This window comes from Thioalkalivibrio paradoxus ARh 1 (genome assembly GCF_000227685.2).
Taxonomy (GTDB): domain Bacteria; phylum Pseudomonadota; class Gammaproteobacteria; order Ectothiorhodospirales; family Ectothiorhodospiraceae; genus Thioalkalivibrio; species Thioalkalivibrio paradoxus.
In genome coordinates this window covers 687,567-709,984 of the sequence record NZ_CP007029.1, presented here as the reverse complement: position 1 = coordinate 709,984, position 22,418 = coordinate 687,567, and the positions used below count along the sequence as shown (strand labels likewise).

The following is a 22,418-nucleotide window of genomic DNA, read 5'->3' as shown; positions in this document are numbered from 1 at the left end:
TGCCACGGACTCATCCTCCTCTCGAAGTTGGTTCGTGACCCAATCGGAACAACTCGATCCCTTCGCTCGGCGGCCATTACAGACGCTTCGTCGCTCGTACGGATCGATCCGTCCTCGGCTCGTGCATCGGTACTCTCCGTCTCGCTTTTCTTCACTTGACGTTCTCCCTTCACATCACGATCCCGAGTTCCCGCAGTTCCACTCAAGCGCCTGAATCAAACTCGCGCCATCTCTATGCCGGACATCATCCACCCAGTAAACAGGTTTCCGGTGGATTGCTCCCAAAAGTAAAAGTGGCCTTTGGTTTTGATGTCACCTATCAGTTTCGACACCTCGACGATGGTTCGTGGTCACTCGCCTTCTTGATTCGTACCTGACATACCACGTGGGTATGCCTTTTCCCTCGATGCTCACGACAACGGTCTTCAGCCAATGCCGCTCGGGGCGGTTTGGAGCCGGCCCCTGTAGGCAGACTCCGGAGGGTCGGTCCCTCCATCACTTGAGCAGCTTCTAGTGCTTCATGGCAGACTCCTGTCATCCAATCCGCACGCTGCGGCACACACTTCTATGCTGACAGAGGGGGCCTCGATCAATCCTCGCCGTACGCAAGCTTCAAGGCCTCGGCCACTGACCGCAGCCGCTGGTCCCGTGTCCACAGTTGCGTCGAGCCGCCCAGGGTCACGGCGGCCAGCAGGTGCGCATCCACATAGCCGATACCCTGGCCCATCAGCGCGTTGCGTTCGATGAAGAACAGTACCTCCTGATCGCTGGCGACGATCGCCTGCGGCAGATGCTGGAGCAGCCGCAGCACTTCACCGCGGTTGCGCAGGTTGCCGCAGGCCAGTTCACCGAGCACAAAAGGGTGCATCAGCACCTGACTGTCGTTCAGCAACTCCACCAGCACGGCATCGCCGGCGCGCAGGTGATCGACCCACACCGAGGTATCGACCAGGATCATGCGGGATCGGACTGCCGACGGGGCACGGGCTCCAGTTGCGGTTCACTTCCGCCCAGCCGGGCCAGCCGCCGGGCGCTCTCGCGCTCGATCAAGGCGCGCAGCCCCTCCCGTACCAGGGCGGCCTTTTCGCTCACACCGGTAACGCGCTGAGCCTCGGCCAGCAACTGGTCATCGATATTCAGCGTCGTGCGCATGGAAACACCTCATCCGTTACTGATGCATCAAAGAGTACATCATTTGATGCCTGTCATCGTGCAGTGCAAGCCCTCACGCCGACCGTTTTCCGGGGAAGCTGCCATCCACGTAGAACCACTGGCCATCCACGCGCCGGAATCGGCTGCGCTCGTGCAGTCGCAGTCCGCGGCCACCGACCCGGGATCGGGCGACGAACTCCACTTCGCCGACATCGTCGGCCACCCCGCCCGCGGAGGTGGCGCGAATGCTGAGACCGAGCCAGCGCTGTCCCCGGTCGAGTTCCAGCACCTCCGGGCGCGTCTCCTCGGCCCATGTCCGCAACAGGTACTCCCGGCGCCCCTCCACGAACGCCGAGTACCGCGAACGCATCAGCGCCTCGGCGGTGGGCGCGACGGCCTCCCCGTCCAGATAGCGCCCGCAACAGGCCGCACGCGCCGCCCCGGACCCGCAAGGGCAGGCCCCGTCCGCTCCACCACCGTCCTTCTCACGCTTGCTCATGGCCCGCACGTCTACAGACATGGGCTGACCGGGTCAACGGATTTCCAGGGTACGGGGTTCGGTATCGCCCGCCAGCATTGGAAGAATGCGGGTCAGCGGTCACTTCCGAACGCGAGCTTCCACCGCCGCTCGGGATTGTCGAAACGCCTTGTCCGGGGCCGGCGCTCGGGTACTGCACCCCGTCAGCCGGAACGTTCATACAGGCGGCGCAGCCGGTTCTGGCTTCGTGTCTGGAGCCTGAGGGTCCCGACCCGGTTCTCCCAGTTGGCGATGGTCTGAGCCGAAACGCCGAGTTCCGCCGCAAATGTGGCATCCGCAGCCCCCGCAGCCTTCCGGCCGGCGAGTTGCGCCAGCCCCGCCGCTTCGCTCTCGACAAAAACCGCACACAAAGGGCTCTGCGGATCCCCGCACACGACCCGGCCACCGGGAGTCAATGCGAGCAGACCCGCCTCTGTAACGTCCATCATGCGCTTCCTGTCAGAAATCAACGGTCCGAAGCGTAACGGCCCTGACGGACCTGCTCCAACCGCTGTGCGCGCCCGCACGGGGACAGCACACCCGTCGCTCCACTGGCACAACCCGGGACGGCGCACCGTCTAGTGTTGGATTGCGGGACCCCGCCCAGCCGGCGAGGTTAGACTGGAAGCGAGCAGCGACGGTGAACAAGATGGGAGCCGCGAACATGTACCGCGCAACGATACAGCCCAAGGCACCAACGGCATCAGGGACTGTCAGGTGACGCGGACTGTCCAGACCCCGACGGAGTACTGGTTCGAGGAGCGTTGCCACATCACCGAGTGGTGGAATACACCGGACGACGCCGCAGTGTCGGTGGCGCGCGCCCGCGTGGAACCCGGCGTGACCACCCGGCTTCATCGCCTGACCGGCGTGACCGAGCGTTACGTGATCCTCGAGGGGAAGGGCTGCGCCGAGGTGGCCGGGGCAGCGCCGCTGGAAGTCGGTGCGGGCGACGTGGTCGTGGTGCCGCCGGGCGCATCGCAGCGAATCCGCAACGTCGGCACTGGCGATCTGGTCTTCCTCGCAGTCTGCACCCCGCGGTTCACCCGCGATGCCTACGAGGACATCGATCCGGAACCGATGTGACCTGAGGCCCAGCAGCGGGGCCCAGTCATTCATTTCCAATCGATCATGGAATTGCCAGCCGGGCTCGGCTGCACCCGGGCATCCGCGCGGCAACGGGCTACGCACTCGGGACCGCCAGTCGCAACAGGATATCTCTCAGGGGTGCCGGGTAGAGAACACAGGCATCCAGCAGGGCGACAAACCGCATCAGTAGCCCAAGCCGAGTTCCTGGGCTTGGCGGGCAACCTCATCCAGCGCAGCCTGTGACCGCTGCTCCTGCTTCTACTTGTGTGCAAGCAAACCCTGGTAGCGAACGCACCGGTGGGCGCCGACGCGCGTGTAGGGCAACCTGCCCTCTTCCAACAGTTTCACGAAACTCGCAATATCCGAAAGGCTGGCCCGCGCAGGGTGAGCGCAGCGAATAATCCAGGCGGCGTGGGGACGACTCACGCCGTTTGGATCGCCACGTCCCGCCACGCTGCGCTCGCGGCTAAAGGCTTCGCTCCTCGCGATGACGGTGGTTTCGATGACGGCCCGTTCCAATTTGCGGAGCTTCCGGGATAACTAGGAAATCGATTATATAACGATGATCTGGATTTATCAGGGGCCATTTTTCGCGATGGCACCCCATGTGCCTTGACTAATAGGAATATACCCGTCTACACAACAGGCATAGTCGTTTTGGACGTTCTTCCCCCGATGCCAATACCAGAATCTCCCTCGGCAGATTCACAAGCCGCCGAGGGCGATACAGCACCGGGGCACATCACGTACGGACTGCCTGGAGTCGAGGCACATGAACCGTCAAGTTGATCACACAACAGCAGCGAACACGACCTACGACGCCGTGATCGTCGGCTCCGGCGTGAGCGGATCCATCATCGCCAAGGAACTGAGCGACAACGGGTTTCACGTCCTCGTGCTGGAGGCAGGACCCGGCCACGAGTTCACGGTCCCGGCTTACCAGCAATACCTGGAACGGTTCTACGCTGCCCCGACGAAGGACAACAACTCCCCGTACCCGGAGAACTCCAATGCCCCGATGCCCAGGAGTCCGGATACGCGCAAGCTACAGCCTGGCGAGACTGATGGGAGCAGCTACCTGGTGCAGAAGGGTCCGCTGGCAATCGACAGCACGTATACCCGAGTTGTCGGCGGCACGACCATGCACTGGGAAGCAAAGGCACTGCGCATGCTGCCCCAGGATTTCGAGATGCGCAGCCGCTTCGGCGTCGGGCTGGACTGGCCCTTGGGGTATCAACAACTTGCCCCCTATTACCGCAAGGCGGAGTTCGAGCTCGGCGTCTCTGCCGATGTCGAGGATCAGAACTATCTCGGTATGGACTTCGGCGACGACTACGTCTTTCCCATGCGCAGGATGCCCCTGTCGTATCTCGACCAGATGCTCGCCCGGAATCTGGACGGCACCGAAGTGGTGCTCGACGACGAAACCTACTCGCTCGCAATTCGCAGTACACCACAAGCCCGCAACGGAATTCCCAATCCCGGGTACGACAACGGCAGGGGCTATACCCCCGTTGGCGCGGTAAGCGTTCACCCGGCCGAGGAGGGGGGGCGCTGCCAGGGAAACATCAACTGCACTCCCATCTGTCCGGTCCAGGCAAAGTACAGCGCCAAGAAAACCCTGGCCAAGGCCCTGGCCACCGGGCGGGTCGATCTGTTGGCGCAGACGGTGGCATCGCGGGTTCACGTGGGGCCGGATGGCCGCGTGAGCCACATCGAGTACAAGGCCTACCGCGATCCGTCGTCGTCCGAACACACGACCGGGACGGTGCGCGGGCGCATCTTCGTGCTCGCGGCCAACGCGGTCGAGAATGCCCGGCTGATGCTGGCCTCGGGGTTGCCGGGGCGCAGCGGCCTGATCGGGCGCAACCTGATGGACCACGCCTATCTCCTCACCTGGGGTCTGACGCCGGAGATCGCCGGCTCGCTGCGCGGGACGCAGTGCACCTCCGGCATCGAGGACCTCCGCGGCGGCCCATTCCGGCGCCGGCAGGCGGCCTTCCGCGTCGGCGTGCACAACGACGGCTGGGGGTGGGCAACGGGATCGCCGTATGCCGACCTGGACGAGTTCGTGGACAAGCAGAACGCGTTCGGAGTGGCCCTGCGGCACAAGCTTGTGGACCGGCTTTCCCGCCAGGTCCTGCTGGCCTGCATGGTCGAGGCCCTCCCGGAGCCGAGCAACCGGATCACGGTCGAAGGCGGTTACAAGGATTCTCTCGGCAACCTCCGCCCGATCGTGTCCTACGGTATTTCCGACTACACCATGGCCGGCGTCTCCTGCGCTCGGCAGCTCTCGCGCAGGCTCTACCAGCGGCTGGGCGCGGAGGACTGTACCACCTACTCCCCGACCGACTATGGCTACGTCAGTTACCAGGGCGATGGCTACGTGATCCGGGGCGGCAACCACTGGGCCGGAACGCACGTGATGGGGGATGCCCGGAATCACTCTGTGGTGGACTGGAGGCAGCGCTCCTGGGATCACGAAAACCTGTACCTGGTCGGTGCCGGCAGCATGCCGACCATCGGCACTGCCAACACGACCCTCACCCTGTCGGCGCTGTCGTTCCTGAGCGCCGAGTACATGGTGCGGGAACTCAAGCAGCACCAAGCGACCACCACCGCCGCAGCCAACTCCTAGAGGGTCAGAGGGTATGAGCCTCCGAAAAATCACGAACATCGCAGAGCTGCACAAGTACCTGCACGCTGCGCTTCAACTGGAACACGCCACGATTCCGCCCTACCTGACGGCGCTGTACTCCCTCTCTCCGGGAACCAACTCGGACGCAGCCCGCGTCCTGCGGGTGGTCATCGTGGAGGAAATGCTGCACCTCACACTCGCGGCGAACATGCTCAACGCGGTAGGCGGCTCACCCGAACTTACGAGGCCGGGCTTCGTGCCGCAATATCCGACACGGCTTCCGGACGGAGAGACCGACTTCGAGGTCGGTATCCAGGCGTTCTCCAGGGAAGCGCTGGAGACCTTTCTAAAGATCGAGCGCCCCGCCCGTTCGCCCGAAGAAGGCTCCGGGTTCGTGCGTCGCCCTCGCTCCGAAGGTGCGGTGCTGCCGACGTTCATGCACGACGACGACACCGAGATGCATTTCTATAGTATCGGCGAGTTCTATCACGAGATCGGCCGCGGGCTGAAATCCCTTCACGAGGAGATGAGCGCACAGGGCGAGAACCTGTTCTCCGGCGATCCCAGCCGGCAGATCACACCCGATTTCTACTACTCGGGCGGCGGAGAGATCATCCCGGTGGTGGACCTCGACTCGGCTCTCGAGGCCATCCGCCTGATCTCCGAACAGGGAGAGGGCATCGGCGGCGCGATTTACGACTACGAAGGCGAGATCTCGCATTACTACCGCTTTCAACAGCTCGTGCTCGGGCGCTACTACCAGAAGGGGGACGAGGCCGACCAGCCGAGCGGCGAGCCCATCGCCGTCGACTGGGGATCCGCCTACCCTGTCAAGCGCAATGCCCGTCTGGACGACTACCCCAGGAACTCCGAGCTGCATGCCGCCGCGGTGCGCTTCGGCACGGACTACCAGGCTCTTCTCGGAACGCTGACACAAGCGTTCAACGGCGAACCGGGGCTCCTCGAGGCCGCAGTGGGCGAAATGTTCCGCATCAAGGAATCCGCACTACAGTTGATCCGGAACCCGATTCCGGGGATGGACGGCGTCAACGCTGCACCCGTCTTCGACGTCCGGAGTTCGGAAGGGGGAGACCATGAGTAACGGCGCGGAGAACCTGCAGGACTTCCTTGCCTTCTCCTCTTTCGTGACCGGCTTCCCGGTGTTTCGACTCCGGGGAACCGGGCAGGCGGAGCCCTACCTGTCCACCGTCGTCAAAGTGGTGGGAGACGGCACTACCCGCGAACTGCTCAGCCGGTTCCGTGCCATTCAGACGGAGTCCGGCGACGATGTCACCGCGATGGAGGCGTCGTTGCGGGCCCGCATTCTCAGCGACGAACGGCTGGGTCCGATCGCACGCAACATCATCAAGCTCTGGTACATCGGCACGTGGTACCAGCTCCCTGCCGCGTGGCGGGATGCCTTCGGAGTGCTGGAGCACGACTCGACGTTCGTGGTCTCGCCGGCCGCGTACACCGAAGGGCTGCTCTGGCCCGCGGTCGGCGCGAATCCGCCGGGGGCAAAGGGTCCGGGATACGGGACCTGGGCCGAGCCGCCACGCTTTCCCGATGTCCCGTAACCAGGAAAAGGGCGTCCTATGAGCAACGAACCCGGAAATCTCCTTGAGTTCATGAACGATGGCACCCTCGGCGCGCCATTCTTCGAGAAGGTGACTCTCGCCAACCAACAGGACGACGGTTACTGGATCCAGGCCGTGGACATCAACGGCAATGGCAAGCTGGATCTGGTCACTTCGGGCCTGGCCGTGGGCCGGGTCGTCTGGTACGAGAACCCGACATGGAAGCGGCGGACCATCGCCGATTTCCCGTTGCCGGTCGCCATCGATACCGGCGACATCGCCGGCAACGGGCGCAACGATCTGGTGATCTCCCACAATTACGGCAACTGCATGTTCTGGTGCCGGCCGGAAGACGGCAAGATCTCCTGGCTCGAGAACCCCGGGCGTTACGATGACGATGAGCTCTGGAAGGTGCACTTCGTCAGCGACCTGATGGCCGCGCATCGCCTGCAGCTCGGGCACTTCACGCAAACCGAGCGGCTGGAGTTGATGGCCTTGCCGGTGGTCGGCTGCCAGCCCTATGGCAAGGGGGTCCATGAGCCGGTCGCGGTCACGATCTTCGACCGCCCGGATGACGTCCACTCCGCCCCCTCCTGGCGCGGCCGCATCATCGACAACGAGAGCTTTCGCATCATCCATGGCGTGGTCCGCGAAAAATTTGGCGGACGCTCCGGCGCCGGGCTCGACTCGGTGCTGCTGGCCAGCGAAGAGGGCATCAGCTGGTTTTACTACGACGTCGAACAGTCCCGATGGCAGACAATACCGTTCGGTGCGGGTGATCAGACCGGACAGGCGGGCACGTTCCGGGGGTGCGGGAACGTTGCCTATGGCCGCGTGGGGAACGATCCCTATGCCTACATCGCAACGATCGACCCCTTTCACGGCAACATCGTCACCGTCTACACGCGCAAACCCGGCCAGGCGCTGACCGACCACCCCTGGCGCCGCACCATCCTCGACACCTTCGGGCCGTTCGACCCCGAGACCCAGGGCCCCGGCCACCACGTCGTGGCCGGCGACTTCGATGGCGACGGCGACGACGAGTTCCTGGTGGCGCTTCGGGGTCCGCTGCCCCATCAGGGTGTCTACTACTACAAGGCCATCGACGTGGAGCAAGGTCTGTTCGAGCGCTGGCGCGTCTCGTCCGCATCGGCTGCCCGCATCACGGTCGGCGATTTCGACGGCGACGGACGTCTGGACTTCGCCACCACCGGCTATTACACCCCCGGCTACTACCTCTGCGACAACTCGCAGGTCAACATTTACCTGAACCGGTTCGCGAGCCTCTAGGCGATGCCCATCCGCTTCGGCCGCGAAGTCACCGGCGACCTGGGCACTGCCGAGTCGCGGGAGTGGCTCGTAACCAACGGCACGGGCGGCTACGCCTCGGGCACTGTGGCGGGATCGCTCACCCGTTCGTATCACGGCCTGCTGGTCGCGGCCGTGCGCCCACCCGTGGACCGGCGCCTGATGCTGGTGAAGTTCGACGAGACCGTAACCTATCGCGGCGGCACCCATGCTCTGAGCAGCAACCGGTGGGCGAGCGGCGACATCGCGCCGCACGGCTACCGGAACATACAGTCCTTCGATCTTGAGGGCTCGGTCCCACGGTGGTGCTTCGCCTGCGCCGATGCCCTGATCGAGAAGCGCGTGTGGATGGAGCACGGAGCCAACACCACCTACGTGGCGTACACCGTGGTGGCGGCCGTGGAACCGGTACGACTGAGCACCGCGGCAATCGTGGACAACCGGGTGTTTCACAATACCGGGCAGGTCGCCTGGCCGGTCTCGGTCGAGGTCCTCGGCGATCGCGTGTGCGTGGTTTCGGGCGGACCCGACGCGCTGGCGCTGACGCTTGCAACGAACTCGGGGGCGATATCGGCCGCTTGCGAGATGTACCACGATTTCGCGCTCCCAGCAGAAGCGCTGCGTGGCCTGCGCGACTGCGACGACCACGTGCACGCCGCCACCTTCGAGGCCAGCATCGCCCCGGGCGAGACGCTCGTGTTGCTGGCCAGCGCCGAAGAATCGCCCACGCTCGACACTGGGGCCCTGGAGCGGCGCCGGGAACGCGATCGAATGCTACTGCAACGCTGGCGGAACGCCCGCGCCGGTGGCGCAGGCGAACCTGAACCGTGGGTCGAGCAGCTGGTGCTCGCCGCCGACCAGTTCGTGGTGGACCGGCCCTCTCCCGGGCGGCCCAACGGCAAGAGCGTGATCGCCGGGTATCACTGGTTCGGTGACTGGGGACGCGACACGATGATCAGCCTGCCGGGCCTGACGCTCGCGGCCGGACGTCCGGAAATCGCCGCGCCGATCCTCGAGACCTTCGCGCAGTTCGTCAGCGACGGCATGCTCCCCAACCGTTTCCCCGACGCAGGCGAACAGCCGGAGTACAACACGGTCGACGCGACGCTCTGGTACTTCGAGGCGGTACGTGCCTATCACGAGGCTACCGGCGACGATGCGCTGCTGCGCAGACTGTTGCCCACGCTGCGGGACATCGTCGACTGGCACCTGAAGGGTACGCGCTACGGCATCCGGGTGGACCCCGCCGACGGCCTGCTGCGCTGGCAGCACGATGGCGTGCAGCTGACGTGGATGGATGCGAAGGTCGGCGACCATGTGATCACGCCGCGCAGCGGGAAACCCGTTGAAGTCAACGCGCTCTGGTACAACGCCCTGTGTGCGATGGCCGATTTTGCCGAGCGGCTTGGCGAGGACGGCGCGGCCTACCGGGAGCGGGCCCGTGTGGCACTGGCCGGCTTCGATCGCTTCTGGAATCCCGATACGGGCCATTGTTTCGATGTACTCGATGGACCCGATGGGCACGAAGCCTGCCTGCGCCCCAATCAGATCCTGGCCGTGGCGCTCCACGCGTCCCCGCTACCGCCGGAGCGGCAGGGCCTGGTACTCGATGCCTGTGCCCGCACCCTGCTGACCTCGCATGGCCTGCGCTCCCTGGCAGTGTCGGAAACCGCCTACCAGGGAATCTATCAGGGCGACCAGTTCCATCGAGACGGTGCCTACCATCAGGGCACGGTCTGGGCCTGGCTGATCGGGCCTTTTGTCGATGCACACCTGCGGGTTCGCAAGGATCCCGCTGCGGCTCGGCGCCTGTTGCAGCCCTTCGGCGACCACCTGAGCAGCGCGGGACTTGGCACCATCAGCGAGATTTTCGACGGGGACGCCCCGTTCGAGCCCAGAGGTTGCATCGCTCAGGCATGGAGTGTCGGCGAGGTTCTGCGCGCCCTGGTGCGCATCGAGCGCTTCGAGACGGCGCATGACCCGGTTTCCCAGCCACCACCGAAGGTCGACGCATGATGATGAAAGGGAAGGAAGCGGACCGTCTCCGCAGCAGCTATGCGGCCCGGCACCCCGAGAGCTGGCTGCGCTGGGGGCCGTATCTCTCCGAGCGCCAATGGGGCACGGTGCGCGAGGACTACAGCCCCGGTGGCAATGCCTGGGATTATTTCCCGCACGACCACGCGCGATCGCGCGCTTATCGCTGGGGCGAGGACGGTCTCGCCGGCATCTCGGACGATCAGCAGCGGCTGTGTTTTGCCCTGGCGCTCTGGAACGGCCGCGACCTTATCTTGAAGGAACGGCTGTTCGGCCTGACCAACTCCGAGGGCAACCACGGCGAAGACGTCAAGGAATACTATTTCTACCTCGACAATACGCCGACCCACAGCTACATGAAGTGGCTGTACAAGTACCCCCAGCAGGCGTTTCCCTACGATTGGCTGGTCGCAGAGAACGCCCGGCGCAAGCGGACCGACCCGGGAGCGATGGAGTTCGAACTCATCGATACCGGGGTTTTCGCCGACGACCGGTACTTCGATGTCGAAGTCGAGTATGCCAAGGGGGCGGTCCAGGACATCCTGATCAGGATCTGCGCAACCAATCGCGGCCCTGATCCGGCCACCCTCCACCTGCTACCGACGCTGTGGTTCCGGAACACCTGGTCGTGGTATCTCGAGTCCATGCCGCCAAATCTCGCGGGGAAGAAGCCCGTCGATGGCGCTGGGATCTCCACCGTGCTCGCGACGCCGGCCCCCGGCGACGACAGCCTCGACCCGATGGCGCTCTATTGCCAGGGGGCCGACGATCTCCTGTTCGCAAACAACGAGAGCAATGCCGCGCGGCTATGGGGCGTGGCCGACAGTCCTCCCTATCCCAAGGACGGCATCAACGATCACATCGTGAACGGCAGTCCCACGGTCGATCCCACCCTGACCGGCACCAAGGCAGCGGCCGTGTACCGCCTGGAGATCGCGCCCGGTGCCACGCAGGAGATCCGGCTGCGCCTGTGCGATAACCTCGCAATGGCCGACCCGTTCGGTCCCGACTTCGACACCGTGCTGCGGACACGCTCGGCCGAAGCCGACGAGTTCCACACTGCCCTGCAGCCGCAGGACCTGAGCGAGGAACGCCGCGCCATTCAGCGCCAGGCGTACGCCGGCATGCTGTGGAGCAAGCAGTACTACCACTACATCGTCAAGGATTGGCTGAAGGGCGACCCGGCGGGCCCCGCGCCACCCGCGTCGCGCGAACGCAACCGCGAATGGGTCCACTTCCACGCCGACCATATCCTGTCGATGCCGGACAAGTGGGAGTATCCCTGGTTCGCTTCCTGGGACCTGTGCTTTCAGGCTGTGGTGTTTGCACGCCTCGACGCCGAGTTCGCCAAGGAGCAGCTGCTGATCCTTGCACGTGAATTCTTCATGTCCCCGAACGGCGCCATTCCAGCCTACGAGTGGTCGTTCAACGACGTCAATCCGCCGCTGCACGCCTGGGCGGCGCTGCGCATCTTCCACATCGACAAGCAGCAACGCGGCGGAGACGGCGACACCCGCTTTCTTGCCGACGTCTTCCGCTACTGCCTGATGTATTTCACCTGGTGGACGAATCGCAAGGATCCTTCCAACAGGAACCTGTTCGAGGGAGGGTTTCTGGGCCTCGACAACATCTCCGTGATCGATCGAAGCCACTTGGGCGAGCTGGAAGGGCAGCTGGGAAGACCGCTGGAGCTCTATCAGTCCGATGGCACCAGCTGGATGGGCATGTTCAGCCTGAACGTGATGGAGATGGCCTTGATTCTGGCTGAACACGGCGCAACCGAATATGCCCGACTCGCGAGCAAGTTCTTCCAGCATTTCGTTTTCATCGCCGACGCGATGAACAGCATCGAGCGCCGTTCGCAAGGCCAGGTGTCGGTGTGGGACGACGAGGACGGCTTCTTCTATGATGTCCTGAAGGTCGGCGGAAACCCCGAGCAGTACCATACCCTGCGCCTGCGATCGCTGGTGGGGATCGTGGCGCTGTTCCCGGTGGCCATCCTGGATCTCGATGCGATCGAGCCGACCAGCGCGAAGGGGCTCAAGGGGCGCATCGAGTGGTTCGTGGCGCAGCATCCCGAACTGCTCGACCAGGCGCTGACGACGCATGACTCGGGTACCGAGCGCCATCTGCTCACCTTCGTCAAACCGGAACAGCTCCGGCGCGTGCTCACCCGCGTGTTCGACGAACTCGAGTTCCTCAGCCCTCACGGCATCCGGGGCATCTCGCGGGCCTATCGGGACAAACCGTTCAGCATGCAAATCGATGGGGTGACGCTCAGCGAGCGCTATGAACCGGCAGAGTCGTCGGTCGGTCTTTTTGGCGGCAATTCCAACTGGCGCGGACCGGTATGGTTCCCGATCAACTTTCTGCTGATCGACGCGCTACGGCGCTATCACGCGTTCTTCGGTGACACCTTCCAGATCGAGTATCCCGCCCGCTCCGGCCGCAGATGCGACCTTCGGGAGATCGCCGACGATCTGGCCGAACGCCTGGTCGGAATCTTCGAACGGGGCACCGCTGGAAGACGTCCCGTCCACGGGGGCAACGAGATCTTCCAGGACGATCCCAACTGGCGCGACCTGTTCCTGTTCTACGAGTACTTTCATGGCGACAACGGGGCCGGCATTGGCGCCTCCCATCAGACCGGGTGGACGGGGCTGGCCGCAGAACTCCTCAGCAGCAAGGGCTGAAACATGGCAAACGACGCGAAGCTGGACCGGAGCAAGATTTCATTCGGTGTCACTCCCACCCTGTGGTGGAACGACGATTTTCTGGATATCGATATCGGGATCCCGTTCGGCCAGTGCGTGAGCGAAATGGCGCTGGCGGGGTTCGAAGGCTGCAGTGTCGGCCACAAGTTCCCGACCGACGTCGAGGAACTCACGCGTGAGCTCGGCCTCCGGGGCCTGCGCGTTTCCGAACCCTGGACGAGCCTCTTCTTCACCTGCGAGGCCATGTATGAGCGGACGGTCGCGGAGTTCCGGCAGTCACTCGAGTTCATCAAGTCCGTGAACGGCAGCGCCATGGTCGTCGCCGAACTCGGGCACTCGGTGCACCAGCGTCCGGTGGCGCTGTTCGCCAACCGTCCCGTGTTCGACGACCGCCAGTGGGATACGCTCGCGTCGGGGCTCAACGAACTGGGCAGAATCGCCAGCGCCGAGGGGATCCGGCTTTGCTACCACCATCACATGGGCACCGGTGTCCAGACGCGAGCCGAGGTGGACCGGTTGCTGGCGTCGACCGACCCGGAGCATGTCCATCTGCTTCTGGACACCGCGCACCTGCTGTTCTCGGGCGATGATCCGCTCAGCCTGGCCCGGGACCATGTGTCACGGATCGGACACCTGCACTTCAAGAATCTCAGGCAGCCCGTGCGGGACCGGGTGATCAGGGACCACCTCTCGTTCAAGGAGGCGATCCAGGACGGCATCTTCACCGTCCCTGGCGATCCCGATGGCTGCATCGACTTCCGACCCATCGTGCAGGTACTGGCGGAGCACGACTACCAGGGCTGGCTGGTCGTCGAGGCCGAACAGGATCCTGCCAAAGCGACGCCGCTGAAATACGCGAAGATGGCGCGCCAGTACCTGCGCGAGGTGACGGGGCTATGAGCCTGCTCGCGTTACGCAACTCCTGGTCATCGACCTGCGCGAAAGCAACTGCCGTTCACGGGCCGCGGCGATCGGTTCACGAAATCCCACCCGAGGAGGCGTCATGGCGCTGGTAACGAAGGATCTGTCGCTCGATCAGGCCCAATCGGCTATCGCGGCAGCAGTTGCGAAGGCCACGGAACTCGGATGCCTGTCCGACATCGCCCTGGTCGACGCAGGGGCCAACCTGAAGGCCTTCGTGCGCATGGACGGAGCGCTGCTGGGCTCGATCGACGTCGCCCTGAAGAAAGCACGCACCGCGCGGCTGTTCAACCTGCCGTCAGGCACCATCGGCGAGCTTTCCAGGCCGGACGGCCCGTTGTACGGGATCGAGCACTCCAATGGCGGGTTGGTCAGCTTTGGGGGCGGCATCCCGATCGCGGACGGCGACACCGTGATCGGCGCCATCGGTGTGTCGGGAGACTCGGTCGAGAATGACCAGGCCATCGCGCAAGCGGGCGCAGAAGCCATTCAGCGCCCCTCGCCTCGCTGACAACCCGTTCTCTGGTACGCCCGGCCGCCGCCTTTCTTGCCACGAGGCTGGGTTCCCAGATGCAGACTGCACCACGGGTGGGTGCCGCCCAAGACCCGCGTGCATTTGCCGCGGACCCGATTCCGCGATCGGCGCATGGGGTTGAGCGCATCACCGCCATTCGGACCCTGATCAACCCGGGGGATCGCGTGGACCCACCACCTCGCCCAGCACCTGTCCGTATACAGGCGTCGCGCGCCTGGCGCAGGGAATGCCGTTCGGCGTGCGGAGGCCGGGTTATCATTCGCTTCGCGCCACTGCGACTGCGGAACCGCTGGGAAGCCAGGAAATGCAAACACCAAGTTCAATCGATGTCGCGACCTCCCTGGCCGTGGAGCACGGCGAGGTTACATACACGACCATTGCCGGTCACCCGTACACCCTCGCGGCCGCCATGGCGTTTGCCGCCATCCACCTGCTTGCCCCGCATTGCCGCCGGCTGTTCGCCTCTTACGACCGACATGCCTACTCATTGGCCGGTGGCATGGCGGTAGCGTATGCGATCCTGATCCTGCTGCCGGAGTTCGAATACATCCACGGTCAGGTCGGCAATATCGTCTACCCCATGGTGCTGGCGGGCCTGGTGGGCTTCTACGCCCTGGAGCTCTACCTGCTGCAGCGGCGCCCATCGGAGTCCCGGGGTTCTGATGCGTTCCGTATGGCATCCCTGCACATCGGGACGGTCTGGCTTTACACCTGGGGCATCATCTACGCGATGCCCGACCAGGTGCTGCAACACGGCGCCATGGTCTACTTTTCCGTGGCGGCAATCGGAATGCACCTGGTGTACAAGGACTACCTGATGAGCGTTCACCACGACGAGGCCTACCTGCACTGGGGGCGCTATCTACTCGCGAGTGCTCCTCTGATCGCCTGGGGCATGGGGCTGATGCTCGAACCGTCCGAGTTCGTCTCCGACCTGATCGTGGCCCTGCTGGCGGGCTACTTGCTGCAGAACGTGTTTCGTAACGAGATTCCCGACGACCGCGCTTCCTGCGTGCCGAGCTTCGCCCTGGGGGCGGTGCTATTCGGCGTTCCCGTTGCATACGTGCTTCACCTGCTGTGAGGCCGCGCCGCATTTCGGGGTGGTTCGAGCCGCTGCCGAGTCCGGACCCGGATAACCGTTCGATTCAAGACGATACTGACCCTGGTCTCACGACGATGCCGGCGTTGGCCGTCCCGTCGAAGCCGGTCATACAGATCACCGCCTTGTTCGATCCGGAAACGCCGGGTGGCACAACGAGGTAGCCAGGCAGATCCGCACCCTCGAACGGGATATCCACGGCCTTGACGACGAATGGCAGATGCCGGGCTGCAGCAACGAAGGCATCCCTGCTCGCCAACCCCAGTCGCTGTGCCTCGGCGCCAAAGGGGTCCGAGGAATACTCCGCCGAGCGATAATCGTTCGCCGCCCGCAGCAATGGAACGAGGCAGCCCGATTCCCGGGCCGCTCCGACACAATGGGCGCACCGCGACACGTTGCATCGGAGCCGGGAAATCGGACGATGGCCGAGCGTGCTACGCCAACCCGGCCACGGCTCCAACAGTTGCGCTGAGTCGATCCGCGATCGTGAACCCCACGCCCGACTGTACCTCTGCCGGTCCAATACCCGACCCCATGGATCCGTCGTGGCCCGGGGGCCAGCGCGCCATTTGTCGGCGCAACGGTGTGCTCATACACTTGTCTTCTTCCTTGACCCTTTGCTGACCGGCGCGCGCTGCTGCCGGATGAGGTTCGCGATGCTCGACCAATTGAGCGCCCTGGGCTGGGACCAGGATCAGTTCCTGCGCTTTCTCGACCTGGGAGGACCCGTGGTGGTGATCCTGCTCGGGATGTCGGTGTTCGCGCTGGCTGTCATCCTGACCAAGCTTGCGCATTTCTCCGGCCTGCGCATCGAGCAGCAGCGCGTGGTCGAGAAGGCGCTGTCCCTGTACCGTTCCGGCCGCACGCGCGACGCGATCCGGCGCGCCGAACGCTCGCCCAACCCCGCCGCGCAGATGCTCGCGCGCGGACTGAACGGCGTGCAGCGGGGCCTGCCGCAGCACACGATCCGGGAAGAGATGGTCCGCTACGGTAACGTGGCGCTGCAGGATCTGCGCAGCGGTCTGCGCCCGCTGGAAGTGATTGGCTCGCTGGCACCGCTGCTCGGGCTGTTCGGCACTGTGGTCGGGATGATCAAGGCCTTCCAGGCGCTGGAACAGGCCGGCGCTCAGGTCGATGTCACCGTGCTCTCCGGCGGCATCTGGGAAGCCCTGCTGACGACCGCAGTCGGACTCGCTGTCGCGATCCCCGTCGTGGCGGTGCTGACCTGGCTGGAGGGCCGCGTCGAGCGCATCGGCCACCGGATGGACGACCTGGTGACCCGGCTATTCACCGAGGACTTGTTCACCGGATCCGTACGCCCGAACGCCGATGGCGACGATGTGCCGGGGCTCGGCAGTGATGCCCGCGCTCCAGGTTAGGCGCACTCGCCGCAGGGGGCTGATCCGCCTGACTCCGCTGATCGACGTGGTCTTCATCCTGCTGGTGTTCTTCATGCTTGCCTCGAGTTTTACGGACTGGCGCGCGATCGGACTGACGGCGCCGACGACCGGGGCCGCGGGCCGATCGGTCGAGGGCGCGCTGCTGGTCGAGATTCGCCCCGACGGGCTGCGCTTCGCGGGAGAGTTCCTGCCGCTGGACACGGTGGCCGAGCGCGTCGGCACGCGCGTCGCGCGGGCGCCGGAGACCACGGTGCTGGTGCGACCCACCCCCGGGGTCGATCTGCAACGCACGGTGACGGTACTGGACCGGCTGGTGGCCGTGGGGACAGTGAACGTCTCGGTGATCCGGGATCCGTCGCAATGATCGGCGAGGGTCGATTCCTGCGGCTGCAGCGGCGCATCCCGGACCACGACGCGCGGGTGCTGCCGCTGATCAACATCGTGTTCCTGCTGCTGATCTTCTTCGTGGTCACCGGGCACATGAGCGCCTCGAGCCCGTTCGAGATGGAACCGGCGCAGTCGGCAGGTGCCGGCACGCCGCAGGCCGAAGACCTGACCGTGTTCATGGCGCGGGACGGCCGGCTCGCGATAGACGGCAAACTGGTCGAACTCGGGGAACTGGAGATGCGGATCCGCACCCGCATCGACGCACAGGACACCGGCGAGCTGCGCGTCCACCTGCAGGCGGACGGCAGGACCGAGGCGACACGGGTGGTCGCGGTGATGGAGGCGCTGCGCGCGGCCGGGGTCGAACGCCTGGAACTGCTGACGTTGCCGCGGCGATGATGCGCCCGACCCGCGGACAGTGGGTGACAGGGGTTGCCGGGGCGCTGCTCCTGCACTTCGTGCTGGCGCTGTACCTGATGTCCTGGAGCGACCGACCGGAACAGACCGCGGCACCCGCCGGCGATCCTGCGGGCGTCGAGATCGCGCTGTTCCCGGGGTTTGGAAGCGCGGTGCAGGAGGTGTCCCCCGAGGCCCCGGACCCGGTATCACCCGGGGCCGCGCCTGCCGGGGTATCCGACCTTCCAGCAGAACCCCTGCCCGCGCTGCCTGCCGAAACCGTCGCAGCGCTCCCGGCGCCGGCAGACCCCGCGGGCACCGCTGCCCCTGAGACCGCCGAACCGGTCGGCACCGAGAGCGTGGCCGCACTGGTCGCCGTGGAAATAGCCGTATCGCCCGACCCGGTCATCATCGCCGAAGCTCTCGACGCTGCCCGCCCAACCGAACCGCTGCCGCCCGTCGAGACCGTCGCGGCGGCACCGCTGGCGGTGCCGGAACCCGTCCCGCCCACGGTAGTCACCCCGATGCACGCGACCGAGCCGACGGTGGCGGTGGCGCCTACCGTCGCGGTCGAGCCCGTTGGTCCAGCAGACCCCGTTCTGCCGGAGCGGGCCACTGGCACGGTGGATCCGCTGGGACCAGAAACGGCACCGGTAGCCGCCGATGCGATTCCCGTGGCCGAGGCAATCGCAGCCGTGGAGCCGGTAACCGCGATGGATCCGCTCGATACCGTGGATCCCGTGGCCGCCGCCGAACCCGCGGCCGCCCCGGAGGTACCGGCGCCGGAAACCGATCTGGAAGCGATCGTCGCGCCCGCCACTGCGGCGGGTGCGACGCCGGAAGCGCCGCTGGAGGCGCCCGCCGGGCCGATTACCGTGCAAGCGGATGCTCCGGCGGTCGTGTTGTCCACTCCGGCTGCGGTTGCGGCCCTGTTGACCGATCCCGACACGGTCGTCGCGACCGTGGATCCGATGGCGACCGTGGCTCCGGTCGACCCCGCCCCGACCGTGGCGCCAGAGGGCCTGGAACTGGTCAGGGCCGTCGGGCCCGAAACTCTACCTTCGCCGGGCCCGCTGCCGGTTCCGGCCCCAGTGAGCCTCGCCGAAGCGGAGCCCGCGGAAGCGGCTTCGGATGAGCCCGTGTCTGCCGTTGCGCCCCGAATGCAAGCCACCGGGGCAGCCATCCCGGTCCCGGACATGGCGCCGGGGGCCGCGCAACCTCTGAAGGCCGAGGAGATCCCGGCGCCGCGCGGCCCGGAACCCGTGCACGTGACCGGGGTTCCTCCGATGCAGGTGGTCCAGGCACGCGAGCCGGTTCTCGAGCCGGCTCGGGAACCTGCCACACCGGATCCCGATCCGCCTGCCGATCCCGCCGCACCGCAAGCACGCGTGGCCGAGGCGCGGCCCGAACCCCACGAACCAGCACCGGAACGGGAGGAGGATACCAGCCGGGCGCGCCCGGACAGCGACGATCTGCAGCAGCGGACCGAGCCGGAGATCGTGGCCCGTGCTCCCGGAACGCCGGTGCCGGGAATCGAGGCGCGCTACCTTGCCGCGCTGCACGCGGCACTGGAACGGCACAAGGACTACCCCCGGATCGCTCAGCGACGGCGCGAAGAGGGCACCGTGCTCCTGCTGTTCACGGTGGACCGGCAGGGCTTCCTGCTTGATCATACGATCGTGCGAAGCTCGGGCCACAGGTCGCTGGACAACACCGTGGAACACATGATTCGCCGCGCACAGCCGCTGCCCTGGATCCCTCCGGAAATGGGCGTGGACTGGGTGCGCGTGATCCTTCCCGTCCATTTCCAACTGGAACACTGATGCGATTCCCGGAAGCGAGGAGGCGCACAATGATGCCGGACACCTGCCGCAGCGGGCGTGCAGTCTCGGGCCGAGCCCGGGCAACTCGAAGCAGACCGGCGTTGCCATCGATTCGCAGGATCCCGCCACGAGCGCCGGCACGAGATCAAGCCATTCCCGTTCGTCAACTTCCATCGATCCCCAGGAGACCGTGATGCACCCTGCCCTTTCCTTGTTCCCGAACCGCTTCAGCACCGGCGTCGTGGCATTGCTGTTCCTCGCCACACTCTGGATGCTGCCGCTGTCGACTTCGCTGGCCGAGACCGACGCGTCCGTGTCAGTGCAGTTGAACAAGCTCGAAACCGACAACGATTCCTGCCGCGCCTACCTGGTGCTGGAGAACCGCAGCCCGGCCGCGTTCGAGAGCCTGCGCCTGGATATGGTGATCTTCGACGGCGACGGCGTGATTGCGCGCAGGCTGGCGGTTGACGCGGCCCCGCTGCCCGCGGGCAAGACCAGTGTCCGCGTGTTTCCGATCGCCGGGCTGGCCTGCGCCGACATCGGCCGCCTGCTGCTGAACGACGTGATCGCCTGTCAGGACGCCAGCGGTGAACGCCGCGACTGCCTGGAGCAGATGGCAACCGACAGCATTGCCGGCGTACCGTTCATCAAGTGACCGACCCGGGTTCGGGCCGGCCGTTGCGCAAACCAACCGGGCGTCCGGTGTCCGCGCCTGGATGCAGGCGCCCGCGGTGCGGGTCGATGGATTTTTTCGCGGCGCGGCGCGTCACACTGGGGTACTTGGGTTGCGGGAGCCGGGATGAAAGACGCGTATTACGAGGATCTGGGCCACGGAATCACGATGATCGACGCCCAGCTCTACCGCCAGGGCCAGGTGTCGGCCTATCTGGTCGTCGAAGGTGGCCGTGCGGCTTTCGTCGAGACCGGCACGTCGCATTCGGTGCCGGCGCTGCTGTCGGTACTGGAACGCAAGGGGGTCCCGCGCGAACACGTCGACTTCGTGATCCCGACCCACGTGCACCTGGACCACGCCGGCGGCGCCGGCGAGTTGCTGCGCCAGCTACCGAACGCCCGCCTGGTGATCCACCCGCGCGGTGCCCGGCACATGATCGACCCGGCGAAGCTCAACGCCGGTGCAGCAGCGGTCTACGGCGAGGCGGAAATGGACCGGCTGTTCGGACGGGTCGTGCCGGTGCCCGCCGAGCGCGTGATCGAGGCGGCCGACGGCGACGAGGTGGATCTCAACGGCCGCCGGCTACGTTTCCTGGACACTCCCGGGCACGCACGGCACCACTTCTGCGTGGTCGACGAGGCCGGCGACGGCATTTTCACCGGCGACACCTTCGGCCTGTCGTACCGGTGGTTCGACACCGGGCGCGGCCCGTTCGTGTTGCCCACCACCACCCCGGTGCAATTCGACCCGGAGGCGCTGCACGCCTCGGTGGACCGGCTCGTGGCCCAGGGCCTGAACTACATGTACCTGACGCACTACAGCCGCGTCGGCGACCTGACCCGCCTGCAGCGCGATCTGCACGAACTGACCGATCGCTATGTCGAGATGGCCCGCGCGCATGCCGATGCCGGCCCGGCCCGTCACCAGCGGCTCTGCGATGACATGATGCAACTGCTGCTCCTGCGCCTGCGCGATCACGGCTGCACGCTGCCCGAGGCGCAGATCCGCGAACTGCTCGACCCGGACGTCGACCTGAATGTCCAGGGCCTGGAGGTCTGGCTCGACAGCGCCGCCTGAGCCGGCCTTTCCACGGCCAGGGCGTTCGCGGCATCCTGGTGTCTGAACCACGCTGCGAGAGGGAATCGGATGACGAATGGCGATTTCGACGCGCTGGTGCTCGAGGAGGCTCCGGAAAGCCCGGTGGCTTCGGTGCGGCGGCTGCGGCCCGAGGATCTGCCGGCAGGCGACGTGCTGGTGCGGGTCTCGCATTCCGGCCTGAACTACAAGGACGCGATGATCCTCAAGGGGCTGGGGCGCCTGGTGCGGCGCTATCCCCATGTTCCCGGAATCGACCTTGCCGGCACCGTGGTCGGATCGGACGACGGGCGCTTCCGGCCGGGAGACGCGGTGCTGCTGACCGGCTGGCGCGTCGGCGAGACGCACTGGGGCGGCTATGCGCAGCTGGCGCGGGTACGGGGCGACTGGCTGATCCCGCTGCCCGAAGGCCTGACGCCCCGCACCGCAATGGCGATCGGCACGGCGGGGTTCACCGCGATGCTGGCGGTACAGGCACTCGAGGAGCACGGCCTGGAGCCTGGCGACGGCGAGGTGCTGGTCACCGGTGCCTCCGGAGGCCTGGGCGGCATCGCGGTCGCCCTGCTCGCCCGCCTGGGCCACACCGTGGCTGCGGTGACCGGCCGGCCCGAGAACGCCGGATACCTGAAGGCACTCGGCGCCAGCCGGATCGTCGACCGATCGGAATTCGCCGCCCCGCCGGCGAAGCCGCTGCTGAGCGAGCGCTGGGCCGCATGCGTCGACGCAGTCGGCGGCGACCCGCTGGCCCACCTGCTCGCAGAGATGCGCTACGGCAGTTCGGTCGCCGCCTGCGGTCTCGCGGCGGGCACGGCGCTGCAAACCACGATGCTGCCGTTCCTGCTCCGCGGCGTGAACCTGCTCGGTATCGACTCGGTGATGTGCCCGCGCGATATCCGGATCGCAGCCTGGAACCGCCTGACCTCATTGCTGCCGTCCGAAGTGCTGGATGCCATCACCACCGAGATCGGGCTCGACCGCGCCGTCGAACACGCGGAACGCCTCCTGGCAGGACAGATCCGGGGCCGCATCGTCGTCACGCCGTGAGCGGGCGCCGGTGCCG

21 protein-coding genes are annotated in these 22,418 nt (G+C 65.8%); 17 read left to right on the top strand and 4 right to left on the bottom strand.

Annotated features, from left to right (window positions below):
• Positions 1-589: 589 nt before the first annotated feature.
• The 4 genes from THITH_RS03260 to THITH_RS03245 all read right to left on the bottom strand — a co-directional run bounded on the left by THITH_RS03260 (position 590) and on the right by THITH_RS03245 (position 2,118).
• Positions 590-958, bottom strand: coding sequence for a type II toxin-antitoxin system VapC family toxin (locus tag THITH_RS03260; protein ID WP_006745927.1), 369 nt, complete (start codon positions 956-958; stop codon positions 590-592).
• On the bottom strand, positions 955-1,152 hold the full coding sequence (locus tag THITH_RS03255; protein WP_006745928.1) for a type II toxin-antitoxin system VapB family antitoxin: 198 nt from the start codon (positions 1,150-1,152) through the stop codon (positions 955-957). Before THITH_RS03255 ends, THITH_RS03260 begins: the two co-directional genes overlap by 4 nt.
• Positions 1,153-1,225: 73 nt before the next feature.
• Positions 1,226-1,651, bottom strand: coding sequence for a YchJ family protein (locus THITH_RS03250; protein WP_025367224.1), 426 nt, complete (start codon positions 1,649-1,651; stop codon positions 1,226-1,228).
• A 182-nt stretch (positions 1,652-1,833) separates the two neighbouring features.
• The gene (locus THITH_RS03245) at positions 1,834-2,118 is read right to left on the bottom strand and encodes an RNA-binding protein (RefSeq protein WP_006745930.1); all 285 of its coding nucleotides are present in this window, start codon (positions 2,116-2,118) and stop codon (positions 1,834-1,836) included.
• A gap of 268 nt (positions 2,119-2,386) precedes the next feature.
• Between THITH_RS03245 and THITH_RS03240 the strand changes: the two genes are divergently transcribed.
• The 17 genes from THITH_RS03240 to THITH_RS03155 all read left to right on the top strand — a co-directional run bounded on the left by THITH_RS03240 (position 2,387) and on the right by THITH_RS03155 (position 22,402).
• Positions 2,387-2,755 (top strand): cupin domain-containing protein, encoded by a 369-nt coding sequence (locus tag THITH_RS03240; RefSeq protein WP_006745931.1) that lies wholly within the window; start codon positions 2,387-2,389, stop codon positions 2,753-2,755.
• A gap of 775 nt (positions 2,756-3,530) precedes the next feature.
• Positions 3,531-5,396: a GMC family oxidoreductase gene (locus THITH_RS03235; protein ID WP_006745932.1), complete on the top strand. Its 1,866-nt coding sequence runs from the start codon at positions 3,531-3,533 to the stop codon at positions 5,394-5,396.
• A gap of 13 nt (positions 5,397-5,409) precedes the next feature.
• Entirely contained in the window at positions 5,410-6,498 is a 1,089-nt protein-coding gene (locus THITH_RS03230) for a ferritin-like domain-containing protein (RefSeq protein WP_006745933.1), read from the top strand.
• Complete coding sequence (locus tag THITH_RS03225; RefSeq protein ID WP_006745934.1) at positions 6,491-6,973, top strand: hypothetical protein; 483 nt, start codon at positions 6,491-6,493, stop codon at positions 6,971-6,973. The genes THITH_RS03230 and THITH_RS03225 overlap by 8 nt, the downstream gene beginning before the upstream one ends.
• Positions 6,974-6,991: 18 nt before the next feature.
• Positions 6,992-8,263 carry an FG-GAP repeat domain-containing protein gene (locus THITH_RS03220; protein ID WP_006745935.1) on the top strand — a complete coding sequence of 424 codons (1,272 nt, stop codon included), beginning with the start codon at positions 6,992-6,994 and terminating at the stop codon, positions 8,261-8,263.
• 3 nt (positions 8,264-8,266) lie between these two features.
• Positions 8,267-10,297 carry an amylo-alpha-1,6-glucosidase gene (locus THITH_RS03215; protein ID WP_006745936.1) on the top strand — a complete coding sequence of 677 codons (2,031 nt, stop codon included), beginning with the start codon at positions 8,267-8,269 and terminating at the stop codon, positions 10,295-10,297.
• On the top strand, positions 10,294-13,008 hold the full coding sequence (locus THITH_RS03210; RefSeq protein ID WP_006745937.1) for an MGH1-like glycoside hydrolase domain-containing protein: 2,715 nt from the start codon (positions 10,294-10,296) through the stop codon (positions 13,006-13,008). Before THITH_RS03215 ends, THITH_RS03210 begins: the two co-directional genes overlap by 4 nt.
• A 3-nt stretch (positions 13,009-13,011) precedes the next feature.
• Complete coding sequence (gene iolE / locus THITH_RS03205; RefSeq protein WP_006745938.1) at positions 13,012-13,929, top strand: myo-inosose-2 dehydratase; 918 nt, start codon at positions 13,012-13,014, stop codon at positions 13,927-13,929.
• A 103-nt stretch (positions 13,930-14,032) separates the two neighbouring features.
• Positions 14,033-14,461 (top strand): GlcG/HbpS family heme-binding protein, encoded by a 429-nt coding sequence (locus THITH_RS03200; RefSeq protein WP_006745939.1) that lies wholly within the window; start codon positions 14,033-14,035, stop codon positions 14,459-14,461.
• Between the two features lie 250 nt (positions 14,462-14,711).
• Entirely contained in the window at positions 14,712-15,566 is an 855-nt protein-coding gene (locus THITH_RS03195; RefSeq protein WP_232222235.1) for a hypothetical protein, read from the top strand.
• 674 nt (positions 15,567-16,240) lie between these two features.
• A complete protein-coding gene (locus THITH_RS03185) occupies positions 16,241-16,963 on the top strand; it encodes a MotA/TolQ/ExbB proton channel family protein (protein WP_006745941.1) in 723 nt (240 codons plus the stop codon).
• The gene (locus THITH_RS03180) at positions 16,944-17,348 is read left to right on the top strand and encodes an ExbD/TolR family protein (RefSeq protein ID WP_041483388.1); all 405 of its coding nucleotides are present in this window, start codon (positions 16,944-16,946) and stop codon (positions 17,346-17,348) included. The genes THITH_RS03185 and THITH_RS03180 overlap by 20 nt, the downstream gene beginning before the upstream one ends.
• Positions 17,345-17,770 carry an ExbD/TolR family protein gene (locus tag THITH_RS03175; protein WP_006745943.1) on the top strand — a complete coding sequence of 142 codons (426 nt, stop codon included), beginning with the start codon at positions 17,345-17,347 and terminating at the stop codon, positions 17,768-17,770. The genes THITH_RS03180 and THITH_RS03175 overlap by 4 nt, the downstream gene beginning before the upstream one ends.
• Positions 17,767-19,590, top strand: a complete 1,824-nt coding sequence (locus THITH_RS03170) for an energy transducer TonB family protein (protein ID WP_006745944.1) — start codon at positions 17,767-17,769, stop codon at positions 19,588-19,590. The genes THITH_RS03175 and THITH_RS03170 overlap by 4 nt, the downstream gene beginning before the upstream one ends.
• Positions 19,591-19,783: 193 nt before the next feature.
• Positions 19,784-20,245 carry a hypothetical protein gene (locus tag THITH_RS03165; protein WP_006745945.1) on the top strand — a complete coding sequence of 154 codons (462 nt, stop codon included), beginning with the start codon at positions 19,784-19,786 and terminating at the stop codon, positions 20,243-20,245.
• Positions 20,246-20,389: 144 nt separating this feature from the next.
• Positions 20,390-21,340 (top strand): MBL fold metallo-hydrolase, encoded by a 951-nt coding sequence (locus tag THITH_RS03160; protein WP_006745946.1) that lies wholly within the window; start codon positions 20,390-20,392, stop codon positions 21,338-21,340.
• 69 nt (positions 21,341-21,409) lie between these two features.
• Positions 21,410-22,402: an MDR family oxidoreductase gene (locus THITH_RS03155; protein WP_006745947.1), complete on the top strand. Its 993-nt coding sequence runs from the start codon at positions 21,410-21,412 to the stop codon at positions 22,400-22,402.
• Positions 22,403-22,418: the final 16 nt, after the last annotated feature.

What these genes read in the sequence shown, in the direction of transcription:
- THITH_RS03260 (WP_006745927.1), bottom strand. Translation starts at nt 958, where the DNA reads ATGATCCTGGTCGATACCTCGGTGTGGGTCGATCACCTGCGCGCCGGC.
- THITH_RS03255 (WP_006745928.1), bottom strand. Translation starts at nt 1,152, where the DNA reads ATGCGCACGACGCTGAATATCGATGACCAGTTGCTGGCCGAGGCTCAG.
- THITH_RS03250 (WP_025367224.1), bottom strand. Translation starts at nt 1,651, where the DNA reads ATGAGCAAGCGTGAGAAGGACGGTGGTGGAGCGGACGGGGCCTGCCCT.
- THITH_RS03245 (WP_006745930.1), bottom strand. Translation starts at nt 2,118, where the DNA reads ATGATGGACGTTACAGAGGCGGGTCTGCTCGCATTGACTCCCGGTGGC.
- THITH_RS03235 (WP_006745932.1), top strand. Translation starts at nt 3,531, where the DNA reads ATGAACCGTCAAGTTGATCACACAACAGCAGCGAACACGACCTACGAC.
- THITH_RS03230 (WP_006745933.1), top strand. Translation starts at nt 5,410, where the DNA reads ATGAGCCTCCGAAAAATCACGAACATCGCAGAGCTGCACAAGTACCTG.
- THITH_RS03225 (WP_006745934.1), top strand. Translation starts at nt 6,491, where the DNA reads ATGAGTAACGGCGCGGAGAACCTGCAGGACTTCCTTGCCTTCTCCTCT.
- THITH_RS03220 (WP_006745935.1), top strand. Translation starts at nt 6,992, where the DNA reads ATGAGCAACGAACCCGGAAATCTCCTTGAGTTCATGAACGATGGCACC.
- THITH_RS03215 (WP_006745936.1), top strand. Translation starts at nt 8,267, where the DNA reads ATGCCCATCCGCTTCGGCCGCGAAGTCACCGGCGACCTGGGCACTGCC.
- THITH_RS03210 (WP_006745937.1), top strand. Translation starts at nt 10,294, where the DNA reads ATGATGATGAAAGGGAAGGAAGCGGACCGTCTCCGCAGCAGCTATGCG.
- iolE (WP_006745938.1), top strand. Translation starts at nt 13,012, where the DNA reads ATGGCAAACGACGCGAAGCTGGACCGGAGCAAGATTTCATTCGGTGTC.
- THITH_RS03200 (WP_006745939.1), top strand. Translation starts at nt 14,033, where the DNA reads ATGGCGCTGGTAACGAAGGATCTGTCGCTCGATCAGGCCCAATCGGCT.
- THITH_RS03195 (WP_232222235.1), top strand. Translation starts at nt 14,712, where the DNA reads ATGCCGTTCGGCGTGCGGAGGCCGGGTTATCATTCGCTTCGCGCCACT.
- THITH_RS03185 (WP_006745941.1), top strand. Translation starts at nt 16,241, where the DNA reads ATGCTCGACCAATTGAGCGCCCTGGGCTGGGACCAGGATCAGTTCCTG.
- THITH_RS03180 (WP_041483388.1), top strand. Translation starts at nt 16,944, where the DNA reads ATGCCCGCGCTCCAGGTTAGGCGCACTCGCCGCAGGGGGCTGATCCGC.
- THITH_RS03175 (WP_006745943.1), top strand. Translation starts at nt 17,345, where the DNA reads ATGATCGGCGAGGGTCGATTCCTGCGGCTGCAGCGGCGCATCCCGGAC.
- THITH_RS03170 (WP_006745944.1), top strand. Translation starts at nt 17,767, where the DNA reads ATGATGCGCCCGACCCGCGGACAGTGGGTGACAGGGGTTGCCGGGGCG.
- THITH_RS03165 (WP_006745945.1), top strand. Translation starts at nt 19,784, where the DNA reads ATGCACCCTGCCCTTTCCTTGTTCCCGAACCGCTTCAGCACCGGCGTC.
- THITH_RS03160 (WP_006745946.1), top strand. Translation starts at nt 20,390, where the DNA reads ATGAAAGACGCGTATTACGAGGATCTGGGCCACGGAATCACGATGATC.
- THITH_RS03155 (WP_006745947.1), top strand. Translation starts at nt 21,410, where the DNA reads ATGACGAATGGCGATTTCGACGCGCTGGTGCTCGAGGAGGCTCCGGAA.